The organism is Streptomyces sp. NPDC004435 (genome assembly GCF_042873895.1).
Taxonomy (GTDB): Bacteria; Actinomycetota; Actinomycetes; order Streptomycetales; family Streptomycetaceae; genus Streptomyces.
The window spans coordinates 170,983-193,632 of record NZ_JBIAMB010000018.1 but is presented as its reverse complement, the minus strand read 5'-3'; the positions used below and the strand labels follow the sequence as shown (position 1 = coordinate 193,632).

Here is a 22,650-nt window from a genome sequence, read left to right as displayed (position 1 = left end):
GCGGCCCACCCGGCGTGGGGCCCCCGGGGGGGCCGGGGGGCCCCCGGGGGGGGGGGGGCGCGCCCCCCCCCGGGGGCCCCCGGGGGGGGCGGGGGCCCCCCCCCCGCGGGGGGGGCCCCCCGTCGCCAGCTGGGCGCGGGAGCGGACGTCCAGCTTCTGGTAGATGCGGGTCAGCCGCGCCTCCACGGTCTTCACGCTGAGGAACAGCTTCGCCGCCGCCTCCTGGTTCGAGGCGCCCTGCCCCACCAGGCGGGCCAGCCGCAGCTCCGCCTCCGTCAGCGAGGCCAGCGCCGTCGGCGCCTCCTCACCGCCCGGCGCGGCCCCCGGCAGCTCGCCGGCCGGCGCCTCCGTGGCCAGCGCCAGCCACGGCACCGCCCCCGCCCGCTCGAAGACCGTCGCCGCCCCGTGCAGCGCCGCCTGCGCGGCGGACCTCCGCCGCCGCTTCCGCTCCACCCGGGCCAGCGCCATCAGCGCCCGCCCCTGCTCCAGCGGCAGCCCCGCCTCCGCGAACCGGCCGGCCGTCCGGGTCAGCAGCTCCGCCGCCTCGTCCGTCCGCCCCTCCGCCGCCAGGCACAGCGCCTGCGCCCGGTCGCACCCCAGCAACACCGTGGTACGGCCCAGCCGTTCGGCCACCGGCCGCACCTCCGCGAGGAGCGCCAGGGCGTCCTCGACGGCGTCGTGCGCGAGCAGCGCCTCCGCCAGCTCCTCGTGCCAGCGCAGCATCGACGGGTCCACCGTGGACTGGGCGCGCTCGTCGGCCTGCACCCGGCGCAGCGTCTCCAGGGCCGCCGCCACGTCGCCGTTGACCAGCTGGACGCGGCCGAGCGCGTACCGGCTGCGCGAGAGGAAGACCCGGTCGCCCTCCTCCTCCGACGCCTGCACGCTCCGCCGTGCGTAGCTCGCCGCCCGGCCCAGACTGCCGCCCGCGGTCTCGGCGAGCGCCAGCGCGTACCAGGCGGGGCCGGGGGACAGGCCCGCCTCCAGGGTGAGCGCCAGCGACTGCCCGGCGTGGGCGAGGGCGGCCGCGCACGCGCCGATCCGCGACTCGATCTCCGCGAGCGTACGGAACAGCTCGATGGCGTCCTCGACCGAACCGCGCCGCTGCACCAGCGGCAGCAGCGCGTTCAGCTCGTCCCTGGCGTCCGTCAGCCGGTCGTCGAACAGGGCATGACGGATCGTCAGGATCTGGGCGGCGTTGCGGATGCCGAGCGGGCGCTCGGCGAGTTCGAGCTCCCGCGCCCTGGCCAGGACCGGCTCGGAGTCCGCGGATCCCAGCGCCCGCTCCATGCGCGCCTGCACGGTCAGCGCCTGCGCGGCGGTACGGGGGTCGCCGACCGAGGCGGCCAGCGCGGCGGACTCCATCGCCGCCGTCCGGGAACGCTCCGGATCGCCGTCCGCCAGCACGTACTTGACGGCCAGCCGGAGCTGCACGGCGGCCCGGAGCGCGGTCTCCCCCTCCGAGTCCTCCATGGCGTGCACGTACATGTCGTCCAGGTCGGTGAGGCCCTGTCCCGCGGTGTCCAGGACGGCGAGGCGGGCCCGCACCCGGTCGGTGGGGGACGCGTCCCGCGCGAGGAGGTCGGTGGTGGCGCGCATGGCCAGGTCGGCGCGGGCGGCCCGGGCCGCCTCCTCGGCCGCGTCCACGAGCCGGGCGATCCGCTGCGCGCCGTCCCGGCCGGGGGTCGACTCGGCGGCCAGCAGCGCCAGTTCGGCGGCGAGCGCGTTGTTGCCGCGCCGCCGGGCGGTCTCCGCCGCCGCCGCGACCTCGGCGGCAAGCTCCTCGTCCGGCCGGTCGCCGGCGAGCGCCCGGTGCCGTACCGCCTCCACCGGGTCGTCGACGACCTCCGCGAGCGCGGCGTGGCCCGCGCTGCGCTCCGCCCAGCAGGCGTCGTGCACCAGGGTGGACGGCAGCAGCCCGGCGGTGAAGGCGAGCGAGCCGTCCTCGGCGAGCGAGATCAGCCCGGCCCGCTCGGCCGCCGCGAGTTCCGCCTCCGCCTCGGGCCGTCCGGCCCGGCGCACCAGCGTCGCGGAGGGGCGCAGCGCGAGCGCCGCGAGCAGCAGGGTGGCCCGGACCGGCGGGGGCGCGGCGCCCAGGAGCTGGCGGGCCAGGTCCCGGGCGCGGCCGGAGAGCGTGAGCGCCTCGGCGTGGTGCACGGGGGTGCGGGCGTCGGCGAGGGAACGGCCGACGGCGAGCGCGAGCCGGGGGTTGCCGCCGCTGGCGCGGTGGATGCGGCCGGCCATCCGGGACGGCAGCCGGTGGTGGATGAGGAGTTCGGCGATCTCGTCGGCGTGGAGCGGCGGGACGAGCAGCAGATCCGCCTCGGACGGCACCCACAGGTGCGAGGAGTTCCCGGCGTGCCCGGTGTGCGGGCGGCCGGCGGTGCCGGTCACCGGTCCGTCGGCGCGGTGGGTGTCCCCGTACGGCTCCGGGGTCTCGACGGCGATCACGCGCAGCGACGGCGGGGCGAGGTGGAGGGCGAAGCGGAGCAGGTCGGTGCTGTCGGGGTCGAGGAACTCGGCGCCGTCGACGACGAGCAGCACGGGGCCGCGGGAGGTCAGTGCGCGCAGGATGCGGGCGATGCCCAGACGCAGGGCGATCGGGTCCCAGCCGCCCTGCTGGATGGGCGCCTCGCGGCAGAGCATGGCGACGGCGGTGCGCTGCGGTCCGGGCAGGTCGTCGAAGACGCCCGAGGCGAAGACCCCGGTGGGCAGGGAGCCGGGTCCGGGGGTGTCGCCGGGCCCCGCCGGGGCGTCCTCCCCGAAGGCTCCCGCTTCGGTGCGCTGACCCGGCCAGGCGACGGTGGCCGCCACGGAGGCGACGAGGGCGGCCGCCGCGGCGCCGGGGATCGCGCGGTCGGCGGGGAGGGCGGCGAGCCAGAGCACGGTCTCGCCGCGGGTCTCGGCCCGGGCGGCGGCGGCCAGCGCGACCTCGGTCTTGCCGACGCCGGCGGGCCCCGTGAGCAGGGCGCGACCGCGCGCGTGCAGGACGGTCTCCAGGCGGGCGAGCAGCTCCTCGCGGCCCACCGGGGCCGCCGGACCGGCCCCGCCGGGGGCGCGTGCGGGCAGGGTGCCGTGCGGAACCGTCGTCACCTGGTTGTCACCTCCGCCCGTGGGCCCCGCCCATGAGCCCTGCGCAGAGGATACGGAGCCCACGGTCAACGTCCAGGGGCCTTGTCCGGCATACGGACACGCGCCACCGCGCCCGCGCCGATCCGGAACTCGGCGACGCCCCCGTGGTGTAGACCACGAGGGCGTCGCTGACCAGCGGTGATGCTGGTGTGGGGGGTGGTGTCAGTGAGGTGGAGCGGAGGATCAGAAGGTGAGGCTCCAGGAGTCGATGTAGCCGGTGTCACCCGTGGCCACATCGCGGACCTGAAGCTTCCAGGTGCCGTTGGCGACCTCGCTGGAGGCGTCGACCGTGTACGTCGCGAGGACGTTGTCGGCGCTGTCCGAGGACGAGGAGGCCTTCAGGTTGCGCACCGTGCCGTCGGGGGCGACCAGGTCGACGACCAGGTCCCCGCGCCAGGTGTGCTTGATGTCCACCGCGACCTTGAGGGCGGCGGGGGCGTTGCCGGTGCGGCCGGTGACGGCGATCGAGGACGACACGGTGGTGTTGTCGGAGATCGTGACGTTGTCGGCGTTGGTGAAGACGGTGCCCGGCTGGGTGGTGCCGGTGACCGAGTCCACGGTCTTGGCCGCGTCGGCGATGCCGGCGCCGCAGCCGCCGGAGCAGGTGCCGGGCAGCGGGCGGGCGTTGCCCTTGATGGCGGTCTCGATCTGGGCCGGCGTGAGGGTGCTCTTGGCCGACTTCAGGAGGGCGGCCAGGCCCGCGATGTGCGGCGCGGCCATGGAGGTGCCCTGGTAGGGCTTGTAGTTCTCGGCCGACTGGGTGGTCGAGCCCGAGTTCAGCGTGGAGTAGATGCCGTTCTCGGGGGTGGTCACCGTGCCGGGCGTGTCGGTGGCGCGGCGGGTCTCGCCGCCCGGGGCGGACACGTCCACCAGGGTGCCGAAGTTCGAGTAGTACGACCGGTTGCCCTCACGGCTGGTCGACGCCACGGTGATGACGTTCGAGCAGTTCGCGGGCGTGAAGCCGGAGGTGTTGGCGTTGCTGTTGCCCGCGGCGACGACGACGGTGGTGCCGCGCTGGACGGCGCCGTTGATCGCGTTCTGGTAGACGCTGGGGCAGGTGGAGCTGGCGCCGCCGAGGCTCAGGTTGATGACCCTGGCGGGGGTGGCGTTGGCCGGGACGCCCGACACGGTGCCGCCGGAGGCCCAGGTGATCGCGTCGGCGATGTCGGAGGACGAACCGCCGCACTTGCCGAGGACCCGGACGTGCTGGACCTTCGAGCCGTACGCGATGCCCGCGATGCCCTTGGAGTTGTTCGTGACGGCGCCGATGGTGCCGGCGACGTGCGTGCCGTGCCAGGAGGAGTTCGACGCCTTCGAGCCGAGACCGCACTCGTTGTCGGTGGCGTTCCAGTCGCCCTCGTCCTTGGCGTCCGCGTCGCGGCCGTTGCCGTCGCGGGCGTCGGTGGAGGTGGAGATGAAGTCGTACCCGGCGACCGTGTTGGCCGCGAGGTCGCTGTGGGCGGCGTAGCCGGTGTCGATGACGGCGACGGTGACGCCGGAGCCGGTGGTCTTGTCCCAGGCAGAGGGGACGTTCATGCCGCCGGTGGCCTCGAAGAGGTCCCACTGCTTGGCGTAGTCGGTGTCGTTCGGCGCGGCGGCCATCGCGTAGGCGCGGATGTCCGGCTCGACGGTGGCCACGGACGGGTCGGCCCGGAAGGCGGCCATGACCTCGTTCACGTCCTGCGGCGTGGCCGAGTCGCCCAGGTCGACCAGGGCGCCGCCGCCGGAGAGACGCCGCTCGAAGGCGAGCCGCTCGCCCGTCTTCGCGGCCTTCTCGGCGGTGTCGGTCTTCGCGGCCGTGTTGGAACCGGCCTCGGCGGCCTGGCTCTTGTAGGTGACGATGACCTTCTCGACGGGGGCGCTCGGGAGCGCCCGCATCGTCTGCGAAGCCGGGGCCGGCTTCGGGGTGGGAGCGGCCGGGGCGGCGGCGAACGCCCCGGTGGTGGTGACAGCGGCACCGATGATCGCGGCGGTGGCGACCACGGATATGACTCTCCGCCTGGAACCGTTCAAGGTGTGGCCCTTTCGAGTACGACGTAGGTACGGAGCAGTGGCGGCGGCGCGGGAGTCGCGGGGCGAAGTGGGGTCGCGTCCGTGGTCCCTGGGCTGGGGGGCCCGTGCGCCGCCACCGGCGCCGACGGCCCGGGTCAAGGCCGTCACCGGTGGTGATCTCCCCGCATGCACCTGTCAGGTGTATGCGGGGGATGTTATCCGCCGGTGCGGAGGACAGTAGGGAACGGGGAGGTGAACGCGATACGGGGAAAACCCTTGTCACCCCTCATGGCCGGGGTGGGGGTCCCCCCGAGAGGGCCCACGGGGGAGGCCGGAGGGCGGGTGCGCGGGGGTGGGCCGACGGTGGCGCGGGGGAGGGGTGGGGGAGGCGCGGGCGCTCGTGAGCTGGAGCGGAGGGCTTGCGGGGTGGCGCGAAGGGGCGCCGGAGGGCAGGAGGGTGAGGGGTGGTTCGGTGCGCGGGGCACGCGGAGGGAGGGCGGCTGGAAAGAGGTGCCCGGGGCAAGGCCCTGAGGGGTTCTGAGGGGGTCTGAGGGGCGTGTGGGGTCGACGGGGGACGGGGGCACCCCCCCGTACGGGTTACCCGCGCACGGCAGCCCGCACGGTGCTCCGCACGACGCCCCGTACGGGATCCCGTACAGAAACCCGTACGGGATCCTCAGGGACGGCCCGTATGCGGCCCGTACGCGGGTTCCCCGGGGGCCCGCCCCGCGCGAGTCCCTTCGAGGCGCCCCTGCCCGGCGCGGCGCGAAGCGGCCGGTACCGGCCGGAACCGGCCGGTACCGGCCCGGCCTCAGCCGAGTTCGAGGGTCGTGACGCCGAAGACGCGCTCGGCCGGGACCGGCCGCACCGGACCGGTGTACATCCGGGCCGTCTCGAAGGTGGGCGTGAGTCCGCGCTCCTCCGCGAGACGGGCCGCCGCCGGGTTGGTCTCCGGCATGTCGACGGCGATCGACCGCGCGCCGAACCCCCGGGCCGCCTCCGCCAGTGCGTCGAGCAGCGCCGCCGCGTCCGCCGGCCCGTCCGCGAACAGCGGCCCCACGCGCGCCTCGTCCTGCGAGGGCCGGACCACGCCGTAGCCGGTCACCCGGCCGTCCACGACCCTGGCGAGGGCGCGGTGCCCCGGTGTCGTCAGCCACGCGGCGAGGAACCGGGGCCGTTCGGCGTGGTGGCAGGCGGAGTCGTACGCGGCGAGTTGTGCCGGATCGACCGATTCGGCCGGTACGACCCCGGTCACCGGCCGCTCGGGGGACGGCACTTCCCCGACGTAGCGCGCGGTCCGGTAGGCCGGTACGAACCCGGAGCGCCGGTAGTTGTCCTGCTGGTCCGGCACTCCGTCGAGCCCCACCGTCCGCCCGCCCGCGTGGGTGAGCCCGGCCCGCCAGGTCGCGAGACCGAGCCCCCGTCCGCGCAGTTCGGGCCGGACCAGGTAGAAGCCGAGGAACGCGTAGGCGTCCCCGTAGGTGACCACCGAGACGGCGGAGACCGGCTCGCCGTCGAGCCGCCCCAGGAAGAATCCGTCCGGATCCTGCGCGAAGAAGGCGTCGCCGTCCGCCCGTCCCGGGTTCCACCCCTCCTCGGCGCACCAGGCCCGGACCAGCTCCCACTCGGCGCGGGTGGCGGGGGCGACGACGAGCGAACCTGGGGAGAGCGTGGTCACGTGCGTTCCTTCGAGTGCCGGGGGGGAGCGAGGAAGGGGCGGAGTACGGGCGGGCGGAGCCGGGGGCCCCGGGGGAGTCGGCCGAGGCCCTCCGGCAGGTCGTACGGCCAGCCCGTCACCGCACACCAAATCGGTCAAAGCGCCCCACCCTAGCGCCCCCTGGCCCCGTCCTCCGAGTCCCTGCGATCGATTCCGGCCGCCCCGGGGAGCCGAGGCGGGGGCCGGGCCGGGGCGGGTGCGGGTGCGGTCCGAGAGGAGAGGTGGGGCCCCGGGCGGGTCAGCCGACCAGGCGGAGGCGGGTGTCGGCGACGGTGAGGTGGACGGTCTGGCCCCAGGTCAGGTCGAGGGTGTCGGACTCGACGCCGTCGCCGAAGGCGACCAGACGGTCGGACTCGACCGTGAGGCGGAGCCCCTGCCCGGCGCCGAGGACGCCCTCGACGCGGCTCGTCCCGGTCGTCGGCGACGGCCACGCCTCGCGGACGAACCACGCGAGGCGCGGCTCCGTCGGGGACGGCAGGGCGAGCGCGCTGGAGCGCTGCTGCCAGAGAGACCGCAGCCAGCCGGTCGCTCCCGTGCCGGTGCCGGCCAGCACCCCCGAGGACGCCTGGGGTTCGGGACCCGCGCCCTCCGTGTCCAGCGTGTAGCGGGCGGTCTGGTGGCCGGGCGGCCCCACGTAGATCTCGTTGAGCGCGAGCAGCCGCTGACCGTCGTCCGTGGCCGCCGCGACCATGGTGAGCTCGTCGGACGCGGCGCCCGGACCCGCCGCGTACGGGAGCAGCCGGCGGGCGTCCGCCGGCCGGTGGCGGACGAGCACGCCGGCGTTGCGCCCCGGGTCGGCGTCGATGCCGACGACGGGCTGGCCGGCCAGGTACTTGGCGGTGTTGGCGACGAGGCCGTCCTGGCCGACGACCACCACCACGTCCTCGGGGCCGAAGAGGAACCGGTCCAGATCGGCGCGTTCCACCCGGGTCTGCCGCCAGGTCAGCGGCACGGCCCCGGCGACGGCGGCGAGCGCCCGCCGCGTCCGCTCGTGCCGCTCCCGGACCTCGTCGGCCGAGCGGCCGCGCGCCGCCAGGAAGAACGCGGCCTGCCCGTGCGTCCCGTGCCGGGCGAGCAGCTCCTCGTACTCCGTCCTGCGGTGCACGAGGACCGCCCGCGGCGCGAGGCTCACGCGCCCGCCCCGCGACGCCCGCCGCCGGAACCGTTGCCGCCGCCTCCGCCGCCCAGCTTCGAAAGGAGCCCGGTGAGGACGTCGGGGGAGAGGGTGAGGTGCTCGATCCGGGGCAGCTGCTCGGCGGCCCGGGTGAGCGCCAGCGCGTGCAGGACGGCAGGGTCGGCGGCCGCGTGCGCCTGGAGCCAGGCCGTCTGCGCGGCGGCCCTCGCCTCGCCGACCTCGCGCGCCGCCTCCGCCTCGGCCCGCGCCAGGCGCACCTTCCGCACGGCCTCGGCCTCCGCCCGTACCGCGTCCGCGGCGGCGGACTCCTCCGCCTCCCGCCGCGCGTTGGTGCCGCGCTGCTCGACCAGCCGCTCCTCCTGCCGGGCCAGCTCGATCTTGCTGGCGAGCTCGTTCTCCGCGATGGTCCGCTCGCGCTCGACGGCGACCGCGCGCCGCTCGTACGTGGCCCGGTCGGCCTCCTGCTGGATCTGCTCCCTGGCGGGGGTGCGCAGGGCCCGCTCGACCTCGGGCTCGGGGCGGATCGCGACCACGCGGACGGCGACCACCTCGATGCCGGTCGCCGGCAGCCGGGGCTCGGCGGCGAGCCCCTCGGTGATCCGCTCGCGCACCGCCGCCACGCCGTCCACCAGCGCCTGCGCGAGTGAGGTGCGGGCGAGCACGTCGAGCGCGTGCTGCTGCGCCGTCTCGGTCAGCAGCGTCGCGATCTGCTCCAGCGGGGTGCCGCGCCAGACGCCGGTGTCGGGGTCGATGGAGAAGTCGAGGCGGGCGGCGGCCACGGCCGGGTCCCCGATCCGGTACGTGACGGTGGACTGCACGCTCACGTCCTGGAAGTCCGCGGTCCGGGCGTGGAAGGCCATCGCGAGCTCCCGGTCGTCCACCGGCACCTCGGAGAGCGCCGCGCTGAGCGGCCGGAACCAGAAGCTGAGCCCCGCGCCGTCGTGCGTCAGCCGGCCGCCCTTCTGGTGGCGGATGTGGGCGGTGGGCGCGGAGCGCAGATGGCGCCAGCCGGCGCGGCGGGTGATGTCGGCCATGAGAGAACCCCCTTGTCGTCACGATGACGATAGAACCGGATTCCGGTTGTCGTCAAGATGACATAAAGGGGGTGGCCGCTCCGGGGTTCAGCGGGCGGGCTCCGCCTCCGGTACGGGGGCGAGCACACCGCCCAGCGCCTCGGCCAGGCTCGCGACCGCCGGCTCGTCGACGGGTTCCGCCGGAGCGGGCACGGGTACGGGCACGGGCGTCGGCGCCGGCTCCGGGACGGGTGCGACCGCGGACTCGGGGGCGCGGGAGGCGGCCGGATCGGTGGTGGAGGAAGGCGCCGGCTCCGGGGCGGGGGTCACCGGGCCTCCGGTGGCGGGAGTCGCCGGGCCTCCGGTGGTGAGGAGGACGACGCCCCGGGCGGCGACCAGCGCCGCGCCGGCGGCGATCGCCCAGCCCCAGGCGCCCGAGCGGAACGTCTCGCCGAGCAGCGCCACGCCGATGACGGCGGCCGCGGCCGGGTTCGCCAGGTTCACCACCGCGAGCGGGGCGGCGAGCCCGCCCCGGTAGGCGGTCTGCGAGAGCAGCAGGCCGCCGACCGCGAAGGCCGAGATCAGGACCGCGAGCAGCGCCGTCTGCCACCAGGACGGCCGCCCGCCCGGCAGGCCCACCGCCAGCGCGGCGGTGAGGGTCTGGGTGAGCGCGGACGCGACACCGGAGGCGATCCCGGACGCGGTGGCGTGCCCGAGCCCGCCGGCCCGTACGCCTCCCTCGCCGTGCCCGGCCCCCCGCCCGGCACCGGGTCGCCGGCCGCCGACGAGCGCCGCGATCAGCAGCGCCGTCGCCGCCGCGACCACCAGGGACTCCCGCAGGCTCAGCGCCTCGCCGGGCGCGGCGGGACCGGTGACCGCGACCAGGCCGACGAGCCCCGCCAGGGTCCACAGCGCGCCCCGCCACTCGGTACGGGTCACCCGGCGCCCGGCGGTGTACGCGCCCAGCGGCAGCGCCGCCACGAGGGTCAGCGCGCCCAGCGGCTGCACCAGCGTCAGGGGGCCGTAGTGGAGGGCGGCGACGTGGGCGAGGGCGCCGGCGGCGTTGAGGCCGACGGCCCACCACCACTGGCCGCGCGCGAGCAGCGCCCGCAGCGCCCCGCGCCCCGAGGGGGTCGAAGGGGCGGCGGCGAGCCTGGCCTGGGCGACGGCGGCGAGCGCGTACCCGGCGGCGGAGACCAGGGAGAGGAGCACCGCGAGCACGGTGCCGGCGGCGGAGCTCATCGCGTCACCCCGGCCGGTACGGCTCCGGCTCCGGCGTCGGCTCGCGCGCGGCGCGCGGCCCGCGGCCCCGCCGGGGCGGCCTGCGAGGGCGGCGCGGGCGGAGTGGCGGGCGGCGCCGGCGGAGCGGCGGGCGGTGCGGGCCGGCTCGCGGGCGCCGGTACGACGAGCAGCGCGAGGCCGAGCAGCACGGTCGCGGCGAGGGCGTCCAGCCAGTAGTGGTTGGCCGTGCCGACGATCACCAGCAGAGTCAGCGCCGGGTGCAGCAGCCACCACCCGCGCAGCGGGGAGCGGGTCGCCGCGATCAGGCCGATCGCGACCATCAGTGCCCAGCCGAAGTGCAGCGACGGCATCGCGGCGAACTGGTTCGCCATCGAGTCGGTCTCGGGGACGGCGCCGTACACGGACGGGCCGTACACCCGGGCGGTGTCGACCAGGCCGGCGGCGGCGAGCATCCGGGGCGGTGCGAGCGGCACCAGGATGTGCAGCGCCAGGGCCGCGCCGGTGACCAGCGCGAGGACGCGCCGCGACCACAGGTAGTGGGCGGGACGGCGCCAGTACAGCCAGGCGAGGAAGGCGATCGTGGCCGGGAAGTGCACGGCCGCGTAGTAGGTGTTCGCGACCCGGATCAGCGGCTCGCCGTGGAGCAGGAGCTGCTGGACCGCGCCTTCGCCGGGGAGGTGGAGGGCGCGCTCGGCGTCCCACACGCGGTCGGCGTTGTCGAAGGCGCGGGTCTCGTGGCCGTTGGCGAGGAGCCGGCCGAACTTGTAGACGAGGAAGAGCCCGGTCACGAGCAGCAGCTCGCGCAGGAGGGGCGGCCGCCCGCTCTCTGCCCGGGAGGCGGGGCCGAGCCCGCGTATCCCGCGTATCCGGGTGGCCATGGCGCCGCACTTCCCCTCGGTCGATCGGCCGAATCGGTCAATCGGTCAATCCGTCAATCGGTCAAATCTGCAACTTCCCCAACAAACGGAGGAACTCTAGATCCGATTTCATCGAGACGCAAGCGTCTCGATACGTTTGCGTCTCGATTGTGCACCCCCTACTCTCGTATGTGCAGAACTGTCGTAGGAGGGACCGATGTCCACGCAGGCCGCCACCGCCGCCGCTCGCCGCAGCAAGATCACGCCGGAGCGCGAGGCGGAGCTGTACGAGGCCGTGCTCCGCCTCCTGCGCGAAGGCGGCTACGACGCGGTGACCATGGAGGGTGTCGCGGCCCTTACCAAGTGCGGCAAGGCCACCCTCTACCGCCAGTGGGGCACCAAGCCGCAGCTCGTCACCGCGGCCCTCGCCGCCCGCCGCTGCGCGATCTTCACCGGCCTCGACACCGGCAGCCTCGCCGGCGACCTGCACGAGGCGGCCCGCGTCGCCTCCGCCCGCCACGAGCGCGACACCGAGCTGATGGAGGCCGTCGCCCAGGCGTACCTCCAGCACCCCGACCTGCGCACCGCCCTGCGGGAGACCGTCATCGCACCCGAGGTCGCCGCCATCGACGCCGTCGTCCAGCGCGCCGTCGACCGCGGCGAGGTCGCCGCCGACAACCCGGCCATCGCCTTCGTCGCCCCCAGCTTCATGGGCCTGCTCCGCATCGAACGGCTCCTGGAGGACCGCTTCCCCGACGCCTCCGCCGCCCGCGCCTTCGTCGACGCCGTCCTGCTGCCGGTCCTGCGCGTCGACGGGTGACGGGCGCCGGGGTCGCGCACCCTGGAACCATGGCCGCCACCGCTCCCGACGTCCGCGTCCGCCGCGTCTACGAGGACCCGTCCCCCGACGACGGGGTCAGGGTCCTCGTCGACCGCCTCTGGCCCCGCGGCCTCGCCAAGGCCGACGCCCGCATCGACGAGTGGCCGAAGGCCCTCACCCCGTCCACGGAACTCCGCCGCTGGTATCACGGCCCCGACGGCGACCACGACGAGTTCCGCCGCCGCTACGAGACCGAACTCGAAGCCCCCGAGGCCGCCGCCTCCCTCGCACGCCTCCGCGCCCTCGCCGAGACGCGGACGATCACCCTCCTGACCGCCACGAAACACCCCGAGACCAGCCACACCACGGTCCTGAGGGACCGGCTGACCCACTGAGGGATAGCCCCGTCCCGACGGCCGGCCTCGCGACCCGACCGACCAGACGCCCCCCGGTTCCGCTCCCCGGCTCAGGACCCGGTCAGCCGAGGCGCCTCGCCGGCGGCGTCCGGAAGGGCGGCCGCACGGCCTCCCTCCCCACTTGGCGGAGGGGTCGCCGCACGCCCTCCCTCCCCGCCGGGCGGAGGGGCGGCTGCCCGCTCGCCCTCCCCGCCGGGCACCTCCACCCGCGCGGCCAGCTCCCCGGCCCACGCCACCAGCCCGGAGACGTCCAGGCCGTACGTCTCCCCGCCGCCGTCCGAGTACGCGGCGACCCGCCCCGCACCCCGTCGCAGCAGCCGAGCGCCGCCCGTCGTGTTCCCCCGTGCCGCGTGCGTCAGCCCCACGGCCAGCTGCGCCAGCCCCTGCCACAGCTCCCGCTCGCCCTCCGGTCCCGACTTCCACGCGTCCTCGAAGACCTCGTGCGCGTGGAACGGCATCCCCGCGTCCAGCAGGCGCTGCGCCTCCCGCACGGTCTCCGCCGGCCCCCGCACCACCCCCTCGGGCTGCCGCGCCACGCCCTCCGCCCCGTACGGCAACGGCCGCCCCAGCCCGTCCCGCGGCCGCGCGTTCCGCGCCCGCCCCTCGGCGTCCCGGTCCCGCCCGCCATCCGCCCGTCCGGCATCTCCGCTCATCCCGCCATTCTCCGCCCCCACCCACCCGTGGGTGATCGCCACCCGAAGAGTGGGGTAATGTTCTCCTGCACGCCGACGCGGGATTCCCCGCCGCCGACGAGCACCGGGACGTGGCGCAGCTTGGTAGCGCACTTGACTGGGGGTCAAGGGGTCGCAGGTTCAAATCCTGTCGTCCCGACTCGAAAGAGTCGTCGATCGAGGGGCCGTTTCAGAGCAATCTGAAACGGCCCCTCGATCGTTTTCGGGGGACCGCGCCTGACCGTGCCGGCGCGCGCTCAGGTGGTTCGGGAGCGGTAGAGGGCGGCCTTGGCGCGGTTGCCGCAGCGGGTCATGTCGCACCAGCGGCGCGAGCCGCGATGGGAGCGGTCGACGTAGAGGCGCGTGCAGCGCGGTGCCGCGCACTCCTTCACCAGGCGCGGCGTCTCGGTCAGCAGGCGGATCGCGTCGCGGGCCACCTCCGACAGGACCGCCTCGATGGTGCCGTGGTGCCGCACCGTCCCGTCGGGCAGGAGTTCGGGGCGCACCGGATCGGGCAGGGCGGCCGCGTTGACCGTGGCGCACTCCTCGGGGGGCAGAGGGGAGCCGGCGGCCGAGGCCTGCGCGAGGCCGTAGACCGCCTCGCGCAGGCGGACCGCCGAGGCCAGATCGGCCGGGGTCGCGGGCGCCGGGGTGTCGACCAGGCCCGACGCGGCGGCCCACTCGGCGAGGCGGGGCGCCGTCGTGAGCAGGTCGAGCGGGGCGTCCCGCCGGCTCTGCACGGTTCCGACGAAGTCCAGGGCGACGCTGCCGCTGACGAAGGCGAAGGTCATTCGCCAAGAGTAACCGTGTTGACGGGTTACTCGGGCCGCCTCTAGCCTCCCGGATAACCTGTTGGACCGGTTACTTCTCCGTGAGAGGCCGATGCTTTGATGCAAGGTGCCGACCCGAAACCCGCCACGGCCGAGACGGTGCCCGAGGAGCCGGCCGCCTCCGCTCCGCCGATCCGGGCCGACGCCGTGATCCCGGCAGCCTTCGTGGTGCTGTGGGGCAGCGCGTTCATCGCGGCGGTGATCGGCACCGACGCGGCGCCGCCCCTGCTGCTGACCTTCTCCCGGTTCGCGGTCGCCGGTGTCCTCCTGGCGCTGATCGCGGTGGTGAGCAAGTCGCCCTGGCCCCGGGGGCGGTTGCTCCTGCACGCGATTGTTACGGGCCTGCTGATGCAGGCCGTGCAGTTCGGCGCCTTCTACACGGCGATCGGTGAAGGGGTGCCGGGCGGTGTCGTCGCGCTGATCCAGGGCTTCAACCCGGTGCTGATCGCCCTGCTGGCCGGCATGTTCCTGGGCGAGCGGATCACGGGGCGGCAGTGGTGCGGCTTCGTCGTGGGCGGTGCGGGTGTCGGGCTCGCGGTCGCGGGCGCGCTCGACTTCTCCGCCACCGCCATCGTGCTGTCCTTCGTCGGGCTGCTCGGTCTGAGTGCGGGCACGGTCTACCAGAAGCGCTTCGCCCAGGGCGTGGACGTCCGCAGCGGTACCGCCGTGCACTTCCTCGCCGGCGCACCGGTGATGGGCGTGATGACCCTGGCCTTCGAGGATCCGAAGGTGTCCGACTGGGGCGCCTTCGGCGGCTCGCTGGCGTGGATCGTCCTGGTCAACTCGGTGGGAACCTTCCTGCTCCTCAACTTCATGCTCAAGAAGCGAGCCGTCAGCCGGGTCGGCGCGCTCTTCTTCCTCACCCCGGCCGTCACCGCCCTCCTCGCCTGGTTGGTGATCGGCCAGACGCTCGGCTGCTCCGCGATCGTCGGCCTGCTGCTCGGGGGCGCCGGTGTGCTGCTCGTGACGCGCAAGTAGGCGCCGCTGCCCGGCGTGGGTCATCTCCGTTTTTCCGGTGGCGAGTTGGCCCTCGCGGCGTCACCCTGCGGCTTGATGGAGTGGCGTACGTCACTTATTAAGAGTTGTTTAAGAATCTACGTCGCGAGTGCCCGCTTTCATGGGGGTTCGTGGGCAGTTGACGGTCACCTTGACTGCCGGTCAAAGTCTCCTCGGCTTCTCCCGGCCCTCCACGGTTTCTCCGTACCGTCCACAGCTTCGCCCCCTCTGGAGCACCCGCATGCGCAATCCTGACCCGGAGTCACGCCCCGCGCCGCAGGACCATGACGTCTTCGGCAAGGTCGCCCGGCCCGACGGCGCTGGTCCGGGGGCCCGGGTGCAGGATCTCGCGCTCTTCGACGCCACTCCGGCTCCGGCGAGAAGGGCCTCCGCCTCCCGGCGGAGGAAGCGGGGTGGTGGTCCTTCTCTGCCGTTGCTCATCGTCGGGTCGCTCGCGGCCGGGATCGGACTGGCGGTCGGACTCACCTCCGGTCTCGACCGGGCGGGCCCGGACGAGCTGACCCTCACGATGCCCGATCTGCCGGAGGCGCCCTCGGCGACGCCGGACCCGGGGGTCCCGGACGCGGCGGCCACGGACGCGGTGGACAAGGCGGGGGCGGCGACGACCGCGGGGGCGCGTACCGGTACGGCGACACCGGGCGCGCAGTCGCCGGGCCCCGGCCCGTCGCGTACCCGCCCCGCCCCGCCGTCGGGCACGCCTGCCCCGCCGTCCGGCGCCGGAGCCGTCGTCCCGACGGACACGGTCTCCCCTTCCCGTACCCCCACCCCCGTGCGGACGTCGGCGCCGCCCGCCACCCGTCCGCCGGCCTCGCCGACCGCGAGCGCGACCGCCCGGCCGTCCGGGCGTCCCGATCCGGGCGTCCTCCGCGTCGGCAGCACCGGGCCCGAGGTCGAGGACCTCCAGCGGCGGCTCCAGCAGCTCCACCTGTACCTCGGATCCGCGGACGGAACGTTCGGCGGGTTCCTGGAGGCGGCGCTGAGCCGCTTTCAGGAAGCCCGTGACATCCCGGAGGAGCGGGGCGTGTACGGACCGCTGACCCGCGCGGCCCTGCATGCCGAGACCGACCGGGGCGGCGGGGGCGGCTGGGGAGGCTGGGGTGAGGGTGAGGGCGACGAGGATGACGAGGACGGCGACGACTGGGGCGGCTGGCGCGACTGACGGGAGGTCAGCCGGTGGTCTGACGGGCCGCTTCCTCGATCAGGTCGGCCACGGGGCGCGGCTGGGAGGCCAGGGAGGCGTGGCCGGCGGCGAGTTCGACGGTCCCGCGGGGGTTCATCCGCGCGGCCATGCGGCGCTCGTTGTCCGGGTGGATCATGCGGTCCTCGGTGGAGACCTGGTACCAGACGGGCTTGTCGCGCCAGGCCGGCGCGGTCACGGCGTCGCCGAACGTGGAGGCGAGCGGCGCCTTCTGGGTGACGGCCATGACGAGGGCGTCCTCGGCGGACAGGTCCTGGGCGAAGCTCTCGTGGAACTTGTCCTGCTTGATCCAGAGGTAGCCGTCCGAGTCCGGCGCGATGCTGTCGAAGGCGGCGGGCGGCATCTCCTGGGTGAGCTGCCCGGGGCTCTCGCCGGCGTCCGGCGCGAAGGCGGCGATGTAGACGAGCGCCTTCACGTTCGGCAGGCCGCCGGCCTCGGTGATGACCGCGCCGCCGTAGGAGTGGCCGACGAGGACGACGGGTCCGTCCACCTGCCGGAGCATCTTGCGGGTGCGCTCGGCGTCGTCGGCGAGGGAGGTGAGGGGGTTCTCGACGGCGCGGATCCTGTCGTACCCGCGCTTGTTCAGCTCGACGATGACGTTCGCCCAGTGGGCGGCGCCGCCCCAGAAACCGTGGACCAGGACGATGGTGGGCTTGTCGCTCATGGCGCTGTTCTCTTCCCTGCCTTGACGATCCCGTGACGGGATCGGTACGGACCATGACCGAGAGTGATTCTCGTGGGTCGTGGTCCGTACGGCGCGGTGCGACATGCGCACGGGTGGCGGCCGCGCCAGTGCTCCGCCGCGGCCGGTCCCGCCCCGGGAGGGGGGCGGGCCGCGGCGGGGCGGGTCAGGCGAGGTCGGGCTCGATGGTCAGCTCGACGCGGTCGGTGTAGGCGCGGACCTCCGTGACCGGGTCGGCGTCCCACGGCAGGTCCGCCACGACGTAGGCGGAGCGGCCGGAGGAGTCGGCGAGGGTGCCCAGGCGGGCGTTCCGGGGGAGCGCCACCATGACCGAGGCGCAGCGGGCCGGAGCGTCGGGAGTGGTGGCCTCGACGGAGGGCCAGAAGGCGTCGTCGACGATCCAGGAGACCGGCTCGCCCTCGTAGCGGACGTCCGTCAGCCGGCCGGGGGTGTGCTCGACGAAGCGCTGCACGGCCCGGCGGGTCGGCGTCGGGTAGTCGGGGCGCACACCGAGTGCGAGGTCGACGATGGCGGGCTCGATGGGCAGGCCGGTGGCGAGGTGCCACATCATGGTGATGGCGTCGCCGGGGAGGCGCGCGGCGATCTCCATGAGGACCGGCTGGCCGTCGCGGAGCCGGAACTCGGCGTGGGTGATGCCGCTGTCGAAGCGCAGCGCCTTGAGGATCGCGGCGTTGGCGGCGACGAGCGCGTCCGTGTGGGCGAGCGGCAGGTCGGCGGGGCTGGTGTGGCCGATCTCGGTGAAGAAGCGGCTGTCGTCCTCGTTGGTGAGCTTGGCGGTGACGCCGCTCCAGATCAGCTCGCCGTGGTGGACGAGGGCTTCGACGGAGAACTCCGGTCCCGTGACGAGCTCCTCCACGAGGATCGTCTCGTCCGGCTCGTACGCGGTGAGCGCGGCGCGCAGCTCCTCGTCGTTCTCGACCCGGACGACGCCCGAGCTGAACATCCGGCCGGCCGGCTTGACGACGGCGGGGTACGCGTCGGCGGCGGCGGAGTCCCGCTGGTGCGGGGCGAAGGCCCGCCAGGAGGGGCCGTGGTCGCGGAGGATGACGCGCTGCATCACCTTGTCACGGCAGACGCGGGCCGCCCAGGCGCCGGGGCCCGGCAGACCGAGCGCCTCGGAGAGGACGCCGCACGGGTCGACGAAGACCTCGCCGCTGCAGATGATCCCGCGTATGTCGTACGCGGCGATCCAGTCCTGCACGGAGGCGAGGACACCGGCGATCACAGCGTCGGGGAACTGGCGGACGTCCCGGATCCGGGAGAGCGGGTGCGCGGGGTCGTCGATGTGGCCGGTCAGCTTCGCCAGGTCGGTGGTGGGGCCGACGACGACCAGCGGCGCCATCCCGCGCTCCGCGATGTCGGTGATCAGGCGGTGCTGGCGGGCGAGGGCCGCCAGGTCGCTCATGACGATCACGGCGGGCGGGCGTTGGCTCTGGGTGTTCAACGGAGCTCCTCCGGTGGGGTGCACCACGGCTGCCGGGTGCGAGGAACGGTCTCTTCATGATCCAGCTTGCCCGTCCGCGGCGTCCGCGGTCCGGCGATGCGCCAATCGGCTGTTCCGGCGGCGGAATTGGCCGGAACCGTACCCTCGCCCCGCCGCTACTGGCGGTAGGTCGAGAGGAAGCGGCCGATGCGGTTGATCGCGGTCTCCAGGTCGTCGGCGCGCGGCAGGGTGACGAAGCGGAAGTGGTCAGGCCGGGGCCAGTTGAAGCCGGTGCCCTGGACCAGGTGGATCTTCTCGCGCAGCAGCAGGTCGAGGACGAGCCGCTCGTCGTCGACGATCTTGTGCACCTCCGGGTCGAGCTTGGCGAAGGCGTACAGGGCGCCCCTCGGCTTGACGCAGCTCACGCCGGGGATCTCGTTCAGCGCCCGCCAGGCCACGTCCCGCTGCTCGGTGAGCCGGCCCGTCGGCAGGGTGAGGTCGTGGATGGACTGGCGTCCGCCGAGCGCGGCCTGGACGGCGTACTGGGCCGGCACGTTGGGGCAGAGCCGCATCCCGGCCAGCATGGTCAGGCCCTCCAGGTAGTCGCCGGCCTGCTCCTTCGGCCCGGAGACGACCAGCCAGCCGCTGCGGAACCCGGCGACGCGGTACGACTTGGAGAGGCCGTTGAAGGTGAGCGTCACCACGTCGTCGGCGAGCGCGGCCAGGCAGTGGTGCTCGGTGCCGTCGTAGAGGATCTTGTCGTAGATCTCGTCGGCCAGCACCATCAGGCCGTGGCGGCGGGCGAGTTCGAGGATGCCCTCCAGGAGCTCCCTCGAATAGACCGCGCCGGTGGGGTTGTTGGGGTTGATGACGACGATGGCCTTGGTGCGGTCGGTGATCTTCGACGCGATGTCGTCGAGGTCGGGGAACCAGTCCGCCTCCTCGTCGCACATGTAGTGCACGGCCCGGCCGCCGGCGAACCGCACCACGGCGGTCCACAGCGGGTAGTCGGGCATCGGTACGAGCACCTCGTCGCCGTCGTCGACCAGCGCCTGCACGGCCATCTGGATCAGCTCGGAGGCGCCGTTGCCGAGGTAGACGTCGTCGACGGTCACGCCCGGGACACCGCGCTGCTGGTAGTACTGCATCACCGCGCGCCGGGCCGGCAGGATGCCCCGGGCGTCGCTGTAGCCGTGCGCGTTGGGCAGGTTGCGGATGATGTCCTGGAGGATCTCCTCCGGCACCTCGAAGCCGAACGGCGCGGGGTTGCCGGTGTTCAGCCGCAGGACGCTGTGACCCGCCTCCTCAAGGGCGTTGGCCTGGTCGACGACCGGGCCACGGATCTCGTAGCACACGTCCTTGAGCTTGCTGGACTGTCGAAAATTCATCTGCGGCCTCCCGACCGTGACCGTCATCCGCGCCGCCGTGGCTGCTTTGTTCTACCAAGTTCCTACTTGGAAAGTCCAACCCTTTGGCTATGCTGGCCACCATGCCACGCCGAAGCTACGACCAGTACTGCGCCGTCGCCCGAGCCCTGGACGCGGTGGGGGAGCGCTGGAGTCTGCTGATCGTCCGCGAACTGCTGCACGGCCCGCGGCGGTACACCGACCTCCACGCCGACCTCCCGGGCGTCTCCACCGACATCCTCGCCAGCCGGCTCAAGCAGCTGGAGGGAGAGGAGCTGGTCGAGCGCCGCCGGCTGGAGCGGCCCGCCAACGCGACCGTCTACCAGCTCACGGCCCGCGGCGCCGAACTGCGCCCGGTCGTCGAGGCCCTGGCCGCCTGGGGCCTCGACGCGCTCGGCGACCCGCGCCCCACGGACGCGGTCCGCACCCACTGGTTCACCGAGCCCGAACCCGCCGTCGGTCCGGCCGACGCCGACGACAGCCCCTGGTTCGACGCTGTCGAACCGGCGGCCGGGGCAGCGGCCGGCCCGACCGACGCCGACAGTCCCTGGTTCTCCGGGCCCGATGCGGATGAGGCGCCCGGGGTGGGGGCCAGGGTGTGACCCTCGGCCCGGCTCGTCCCGGAACTCAGCCGGCGACGCCCGCCACCACCGACTCGCCCAGGATGTCGAGCCCTTCCGCCAGCTCCTCGTCGGTGGCGGTCAGCGGCGGCAGCAGCTTCACCACCTCGTCGTCCGAACCCGAGGTCTCCACCAGGAGGCCGCGGGCGAAGGCCGCGTCGGCGACCCGGCGGGCGAGCGGCGCCTCCCGGAAGGCCAGACCCCACGCCAGGCCCCGCCCGCGCCGGGCGGACATTCGCGCCCCGTACCGGTCGGCGAGCTCCCCCAGCCGGTCCTCGAACAGCGCGCCCCGCACCTCCGTCTGCTTCTCCAGCGCGCTGTCCGCCCAGAACTCCCGCAGCGCCGCCGTCGCCGTCACGAACGCCGGGTTGTTGCCGCGGAACGTGCCGTTGTGCTCGCCCGGCTGCCACACGTCCAGCTCGGCGCGGAAGAGCGTGAGCGCCATCGGCAGCCCGTACCCGCTCAGGGACTTCGACAGGCAGACGATGTCGGGGGTGATCCCCGCGGCCTCGAAGCTGAAGAACGGGCCGGTGCGCCCGCAGCCCATCTGGATGTCGTCCACGATCAGCAGGATCCCCCGCCGGTCGCACAGCTCCGCCAGGTCCGCGAGCCACGCGTGACCGGCCGGCTTCACACCCCCCTCGCCCTGCACCGTCTCCACGATCACGGCCGCGGGGAGGTCGAGACCGCTGCTGCTGTCGTCCAGCATGGCGTCCAGCAGCCGCAGGCCCGAGACCTCGCCGTCGGCGAAGCCGTCGTACGGGAGCCGCCAGGTGTGCCCGAGGGGCACGCCCGCCCCGCCCCGCTTGGCGGCGTTCCCGGTCACCGCGAGGGAGCCGAGGGACATGCCGTGGAAACCGCCGGTGAAGGCGACGACCGTCTGGCGGCCGGTCACCTTCCGGGCCAGTTTCAGCGCGGCCTCCACGCTGTTGGTGCCCGTGGGGCCCGGGAACTGCACCTTGTAGTCCAGCCGCCGGGGGGCGAGGACCCGCGCCCCGAACTCGACGAGGAACTCCTCCTTCGCCGCCGTCAGCATGTCCAGGCTGTGCGTCACCCCGTCCCGCTCCAGGTAGTCGAGCAGCGCCCGCTTCAGCACCGGGTGGTTGTGGCCGTAGTTGAGGGCGCTCGCGCCCGCGAAGAAGTCCAGGTACGCGCGCCCGTCGCGGGCGGTCATCCGGCTGCCCCGGGCCCGGTCGAACACGACGGGCCAGTTGCGGCTGTAGCTGCGGACCTCGGATTCGAGGGAGAAGGCGTTCATGAGGGGTCTCCTCGGAGAGGGGGGTGGAAGGTGAGCCGTAGGAACGATGAGGAGGAGTCCGGCGGCGTCAGACGCCGGACAGGACCGGGACTGCCGGCACCGCCAGGCCCACGAGCACGGCCAGCAGCAGCGCCCCGGCACACCGCAGGAGCGGCCCGCCGTGCCGTACCGCCGCCGCGGCGGCCAGCGCGTACCCGACCAGCGCCGCCGCGGCGGGACCGAGCAGCAGCAGGGGTACGCCGCCGTCCCGCGCCCCCGCCCAGGCGAAGGCGCAGCAGGCCGCGCCGACCGCCGCGACGAGCGCCGGGGCCGGGCCCCGGGCGGTGGACCGCCGGCCGGCCGGGTGCAGCCGCGCGGCGATCCGGGCGGCGGTGCGTACGTTGGTGAGGACGTAGGACGTCAGGACGGCGGCCGTCGCCACCGCGAGCACCCAGCGCAGCGGTGCCCCGGCCGGGGCGCGGGCGCCCTGCCCCTGGACCGCCGCGAGACCCAGGTAGACGACGCCCACGAGGACCGCGCCCAGGACCACGCCGACGGCGGTGCGCCGGGGGCCGGCCCCGGCCGCCGGAGCGGCCCCGGAGACCACCTCCCAGCCGACCCCGGCGAAGAACAGCGCCGTGAGCGCCAGCCACAGCGCCCCCGCGCCCGGGAGCCCCGACGGGGCCAGCGCCGTGCCCGCGCCCGGATCGGCGGGCCAGAGCCACACGGCGCAGGCGAGCGCCAGCACGCCGGCGACCCACGGACGCCACCGGAGCACCGCCGGCGACAGCTTCAGCGGGGCGAGCGCGCCCACCACGCCTGCGGCCAGCACGCCCAGGGCGAGCGGCAGTCCGCCGGAACCCGCCCGGGGCGGCGTCCCGTCGGCGGCCGTCAGCAGCGCCGTCGCGGCGAACCAGGCGATCGCCGCCTGACCGGCCGTGAAGGCGACCGCGAAGACACCGTCCACCGTCCGCTCCGCCCGGTCGCCGAGCAGCGCCCCGACCGCCCCGGCCAGCGAGGACGGACCGATCCGGGCGCGGACCAGCAGGGCGAGCACCAGCGAGACCGAGCCGCCCAGGACCACGTGGGCCGCCCAGACGAGGAGCGCGTCCCCGCCCGCGAGGGCCGCGACGACGGGCGGCATGACCAGCAGCCCGGCGCCGAGCACCCCGCCCGCGATCCGCCCGGCGATCGCCCGCTCGGGCCGGAGCGCGACCGGGCCAC

Annotated in this window: 19 protein-coding genes and 1 tRNA gene; 6 read left to right on the top strand and 14 right to left on the bottom strand. The window is 74.9% G+C overall.

Annotation, left to right across the window (positions count from 1 at the left end; all coding sequences use genetic code 11):
- The 7 genes from ACFYT9_RS29295 to ACFYT9_RS29265 form a co-directional block, all read right to left on the bottom strand.
- Positions 1 to 3,066 (bottom strand): AAA family ATPase (locus ACFYT9_RS29295; protein ID WP_389168745.1); only part of this gene is annotated, 3,066 nt, incomplete at its 3' end.
- 246 nt (positions 3,067 to 3,312) lie between these two features.
- Positions 3,313 to 5,007: a S8 family serine peptidase gene (locus ACFYT9_RS29290; protein WP_389168743.1), complete on the bottom strand. Its 1,695-nt coding sequence runs from the start codon at positions 5,005 to 5,007 to the stop codon at positions 3,313 to 3,315.
- A 925-nt stretch (positions 5,008 to 5,932) separates the two neighbouring features.
- On the bottom strand, positions 5,933 to 6,799 hold the full coding sequence (locus ACFYT9_RS29285) for a GNAT family N-acetyltransferase (RefSeq protein ID WP_389168737.1): 867 nt from the start codon (positions 6,797 to 6,799) through the stop codon (positions 5,933 to 5,935).
- A 277-nt stretch (positions 6,800 to 7,076) separates the two neighbouring features.
- Positions 7,077 to 7,970, bottom strand: coding sequence for a hypothetical protein (locus ACFYT9_RS29280; protein WP_389168735.1), 894 nt, complete (start codon positions 7,968 to 7,970; stop codon positions 7,077 to 7,079).
- Positions 7,967 to 9,007 (bottom strand): SPFH domain-containing protein, encoded by a 1,041-nt coding sequence (locus ACFYT9_RS29275; protein ID WP_389168733.1) that lies wholly within the window; start codon positions 9,005 to 9,007, stop codon positions 7,967 to 7,969. Before ACFYT9_RS29275 ends, ACFYT9_RS29280 begins: the two co-directional genes overlap by 4 nt.
- 87 nt (positions 9,008 to 9,094) lie before the next feature.
- Positions 9,095 to 10,228 carry a DMT family transporter gene (locus tag ACFYT9_RS29270; RefSeq protein ID WP_389168731.1) on the bottom strand — a complete coding sequence of 378 codons (1,134 nt, stop codon included), beginning with the start codon at positions 10,226 to 10,228 and terminating at the stop codon, positions 9,095 to 9,097.
- Positions 10,225 to 11,106, bottom strand: a complete 882-nt coding sequence (locus ACFYT9_RS29265; protein WP_389168729.1) for a phosphatase PAP2 family protein — start codon at positions 11,104 to 11,106, stop codon at positions 10,225 to 10,227. Before ACFYT9_RS29265 ends, ACFYT9_RS29270 begins: the two co-directional genes overlap by 4 nt.
- Positions 11,107 to 11,302: 196 nt before the next feature.
- Between ACFYT9_RS29265 and ACFYT9_RS29260 the strand changes: the two genes are divergently transcribed.
- Together ACFYT9_RS29260 and ACFYT9_RS29255 are read left to right on the top strand one after the other, a co-directional pair.
- Positions 11,303 to 11,905, top strand: coding sequence for a TetR/AcrR family transcriptional regulator (locus ACFYT9_RS29260; RefSeq protein WP_387270490.1), 603 nt, complete (start codon positions 11,303 to 11,305; stop codon positions 11,903 to 11,905).
- Between the two features lie 29 nt (positions 11,906 to 11,934).
- Positions 11,935 to 12,300, top strand: a complete 366-nt coding sequence (locus tag ACFYT9_RS29255; protein WP_389168727.1) for a DUF488 domain-containing protein — start codon at positions 11,935 to 11,937, stop codon at positions 12,298 to 12,300.
- Between the two features lie 71 nt (positions 12,301 to 12,371).
- On the opposite strand, the gene ACFYT9_RS29250 is transcribed toward ACFYT9_RS29255, so the two are convergent.
- Positions 12,372 to 12,974 carry a DUF309 domain-containing protein gene (locus tag ACFYT9_RS29250; protein ID WP_389168725.1) on the bottom strand — a complete coding sequence of 201 codons (603 nt, stop codon included), beginning with the start codon at positions 12,972 to 12,974 and terminating at the stop codon, positions 12,372 to 12,374.
- A gap of 104 nt (positions 12,975 to 13,078) precedes the next feature.
- Here ACFYT9_RS29250 and ACFYT9_RS29245 point away from each other — a divergent pair.
- Positions 13,079 to 13,152 (top strand) — tRNA-Pro (locus ACFYT9_RS29245).
- Between the two features lie 97 nt (positions 13,153 to 13,249).
- On the opposite strand, the gene ACFYT9_RS29240 is transcribed toward ACFYT9_RS29245, so the two are convergent.
- Positions 13,250 to 13,783, bottom strand: coding sequence for a CGNR zinc finger domain-containing protein (locus ACFYT9_RS29240; protein ID WP_389168723.1), 534 nt, complete (start codon positions 13,781 to 13,783; stop codon positions 13,250 to 13,252).
- A 99-nt stretch (positions 13,784 to 13,882) separates the two neighbouring features.
- On the opposite strand from ACFYT9_RS29240, the gene ACFYT9_RS29235 reads away from it, so the two are divergent.
- Both ACFYT9_RS29235 and ACFYT9_RS29230 read left to right on the top strand, forming a co-directional pair.
- Positions 13,883 to 14,800 (top strand): DMT family transporter, encoded by a 918-nt coding sequence (locus tag ACFYT9_RS29235; protein WP_389168721.1) that lies wholly within the window; start codon positions 13,883 to 13,885, stop codon positions 14,798 to 14,800.
- Between the two features lie 259 nt (positions 14,801 to 15,059).
- Positions 15,060 to 15,998, top strand: coding sequence for a peptidoglycan-binding protein (locus ACFYT9_RS29230; RefSeq protein ID WP_389168719.1), 939 nt, complete (start codon positions 15,060 to 15,062; stop codon positions 15,996 to 15,998).
- Between the two features lie 7 nt (positions 15,999 to 16,005).
- Here ACFYT9_RS29230 and ACFYT9_RS29225 read toward each other — a convergent pair whose 3' ends face one another.
- The 3 genes from ACFYT9_RS29225 to ACFYT9_RS29215 form a co-directional block, all read right to left on the bottom strand.
- Positions 16,006 to 16,701 (bottom strand): alpha/beta hydrolase, encoded by a 696-nt coding sequence (locus tag ACFYT9_RS29225; RefSeq protein ID WP_389168718.1) that lies wholly within the window; start codon positions 16,699 to 16,701, stop codon positions 16,006 to 16,008.
- A gap of 184 nt (positions 16,702 to 16,885) precedes the next feature.
- Positions 16,886 to 18,184, bottom strand: a complete 1,299-nt coding sequence (locus ACFYT9_RS29220; protein ID WP_389168716.1) for an acetyl-CoA carboxylase biotin carboxylase subunit family protein — start codon at positions 18,182 to 18,184, stop codon at positions 16,886 to 16,888.
- Positions 18,185 to 18,339: 155 nt separating this feature from the next.
- Positions 18,340 to 19,551, bottom strand: coding sequence for a pyridoxal phosphate-dependent aminotransferase (locus ACFYT9_RS29215; RefSeq protein WP_389168714.1), 1,212 nt, complete (start codon positions 19,549 to 19,551; stop codon positions 18,340 to 18,342).
- A gap of 101 nt (positions 19,552 to 19,652) precedes the next feature.
- Between ACFYT9_RS29215 and ACFYT9_RS29210 the strand changes: the two genes are divergently transcribed.
- Positions 19,653 to 20,171 (top strand): winged helix-turn-helix transcriptional regulator, encoded by a 519-nt coding sequence (locus ACFYT9_RS29210; protein ID WP_376599798.1) that lies wholly within the window; start codon positions 19,653 to 19,655, stop codon positions 20,169 to 20,171.
- A gap of 25 nt (positions 20,172 to 20,196) precedes the next feature.
- Here ACFYT9_RS29210 and ectB read toward each other — a convergent pair whose 3' ends face one another.
- Together ectB and ACFYT9_RS29200 are read right to left on the bottom strand one after the other, a co-directional pair.
- Positions 20,197 to 21,447: a diaminobutyrate--2-oxoglutarate transaminase gene (gene ectB / locus ACFYT9_RS29205; RefSeq protein ID WP_389168712.1), complete on the bottom strand. Its 1,251-nt coding sequence runs from the start codon at positions 21,445 to 21,447 to the stop codon at positions 20,197 to 20,199.
- Between the two features lie 67 nt (positions 21,448 to 21,514).
- Positions 21,515 to 22,594, bottom strand: a complete 1,080-nt coding sequence (locus ACFYT9_RS29200) for an amino acid:polyamine antiporter (protein WP_389168710.1) — start codon at positions 22,592 to 22,594, stop codon at positions 21,515 to 21,517.
- Between the last annotated feature and the right edge of the window lie 56 nt (positions 22,595 to 22,650).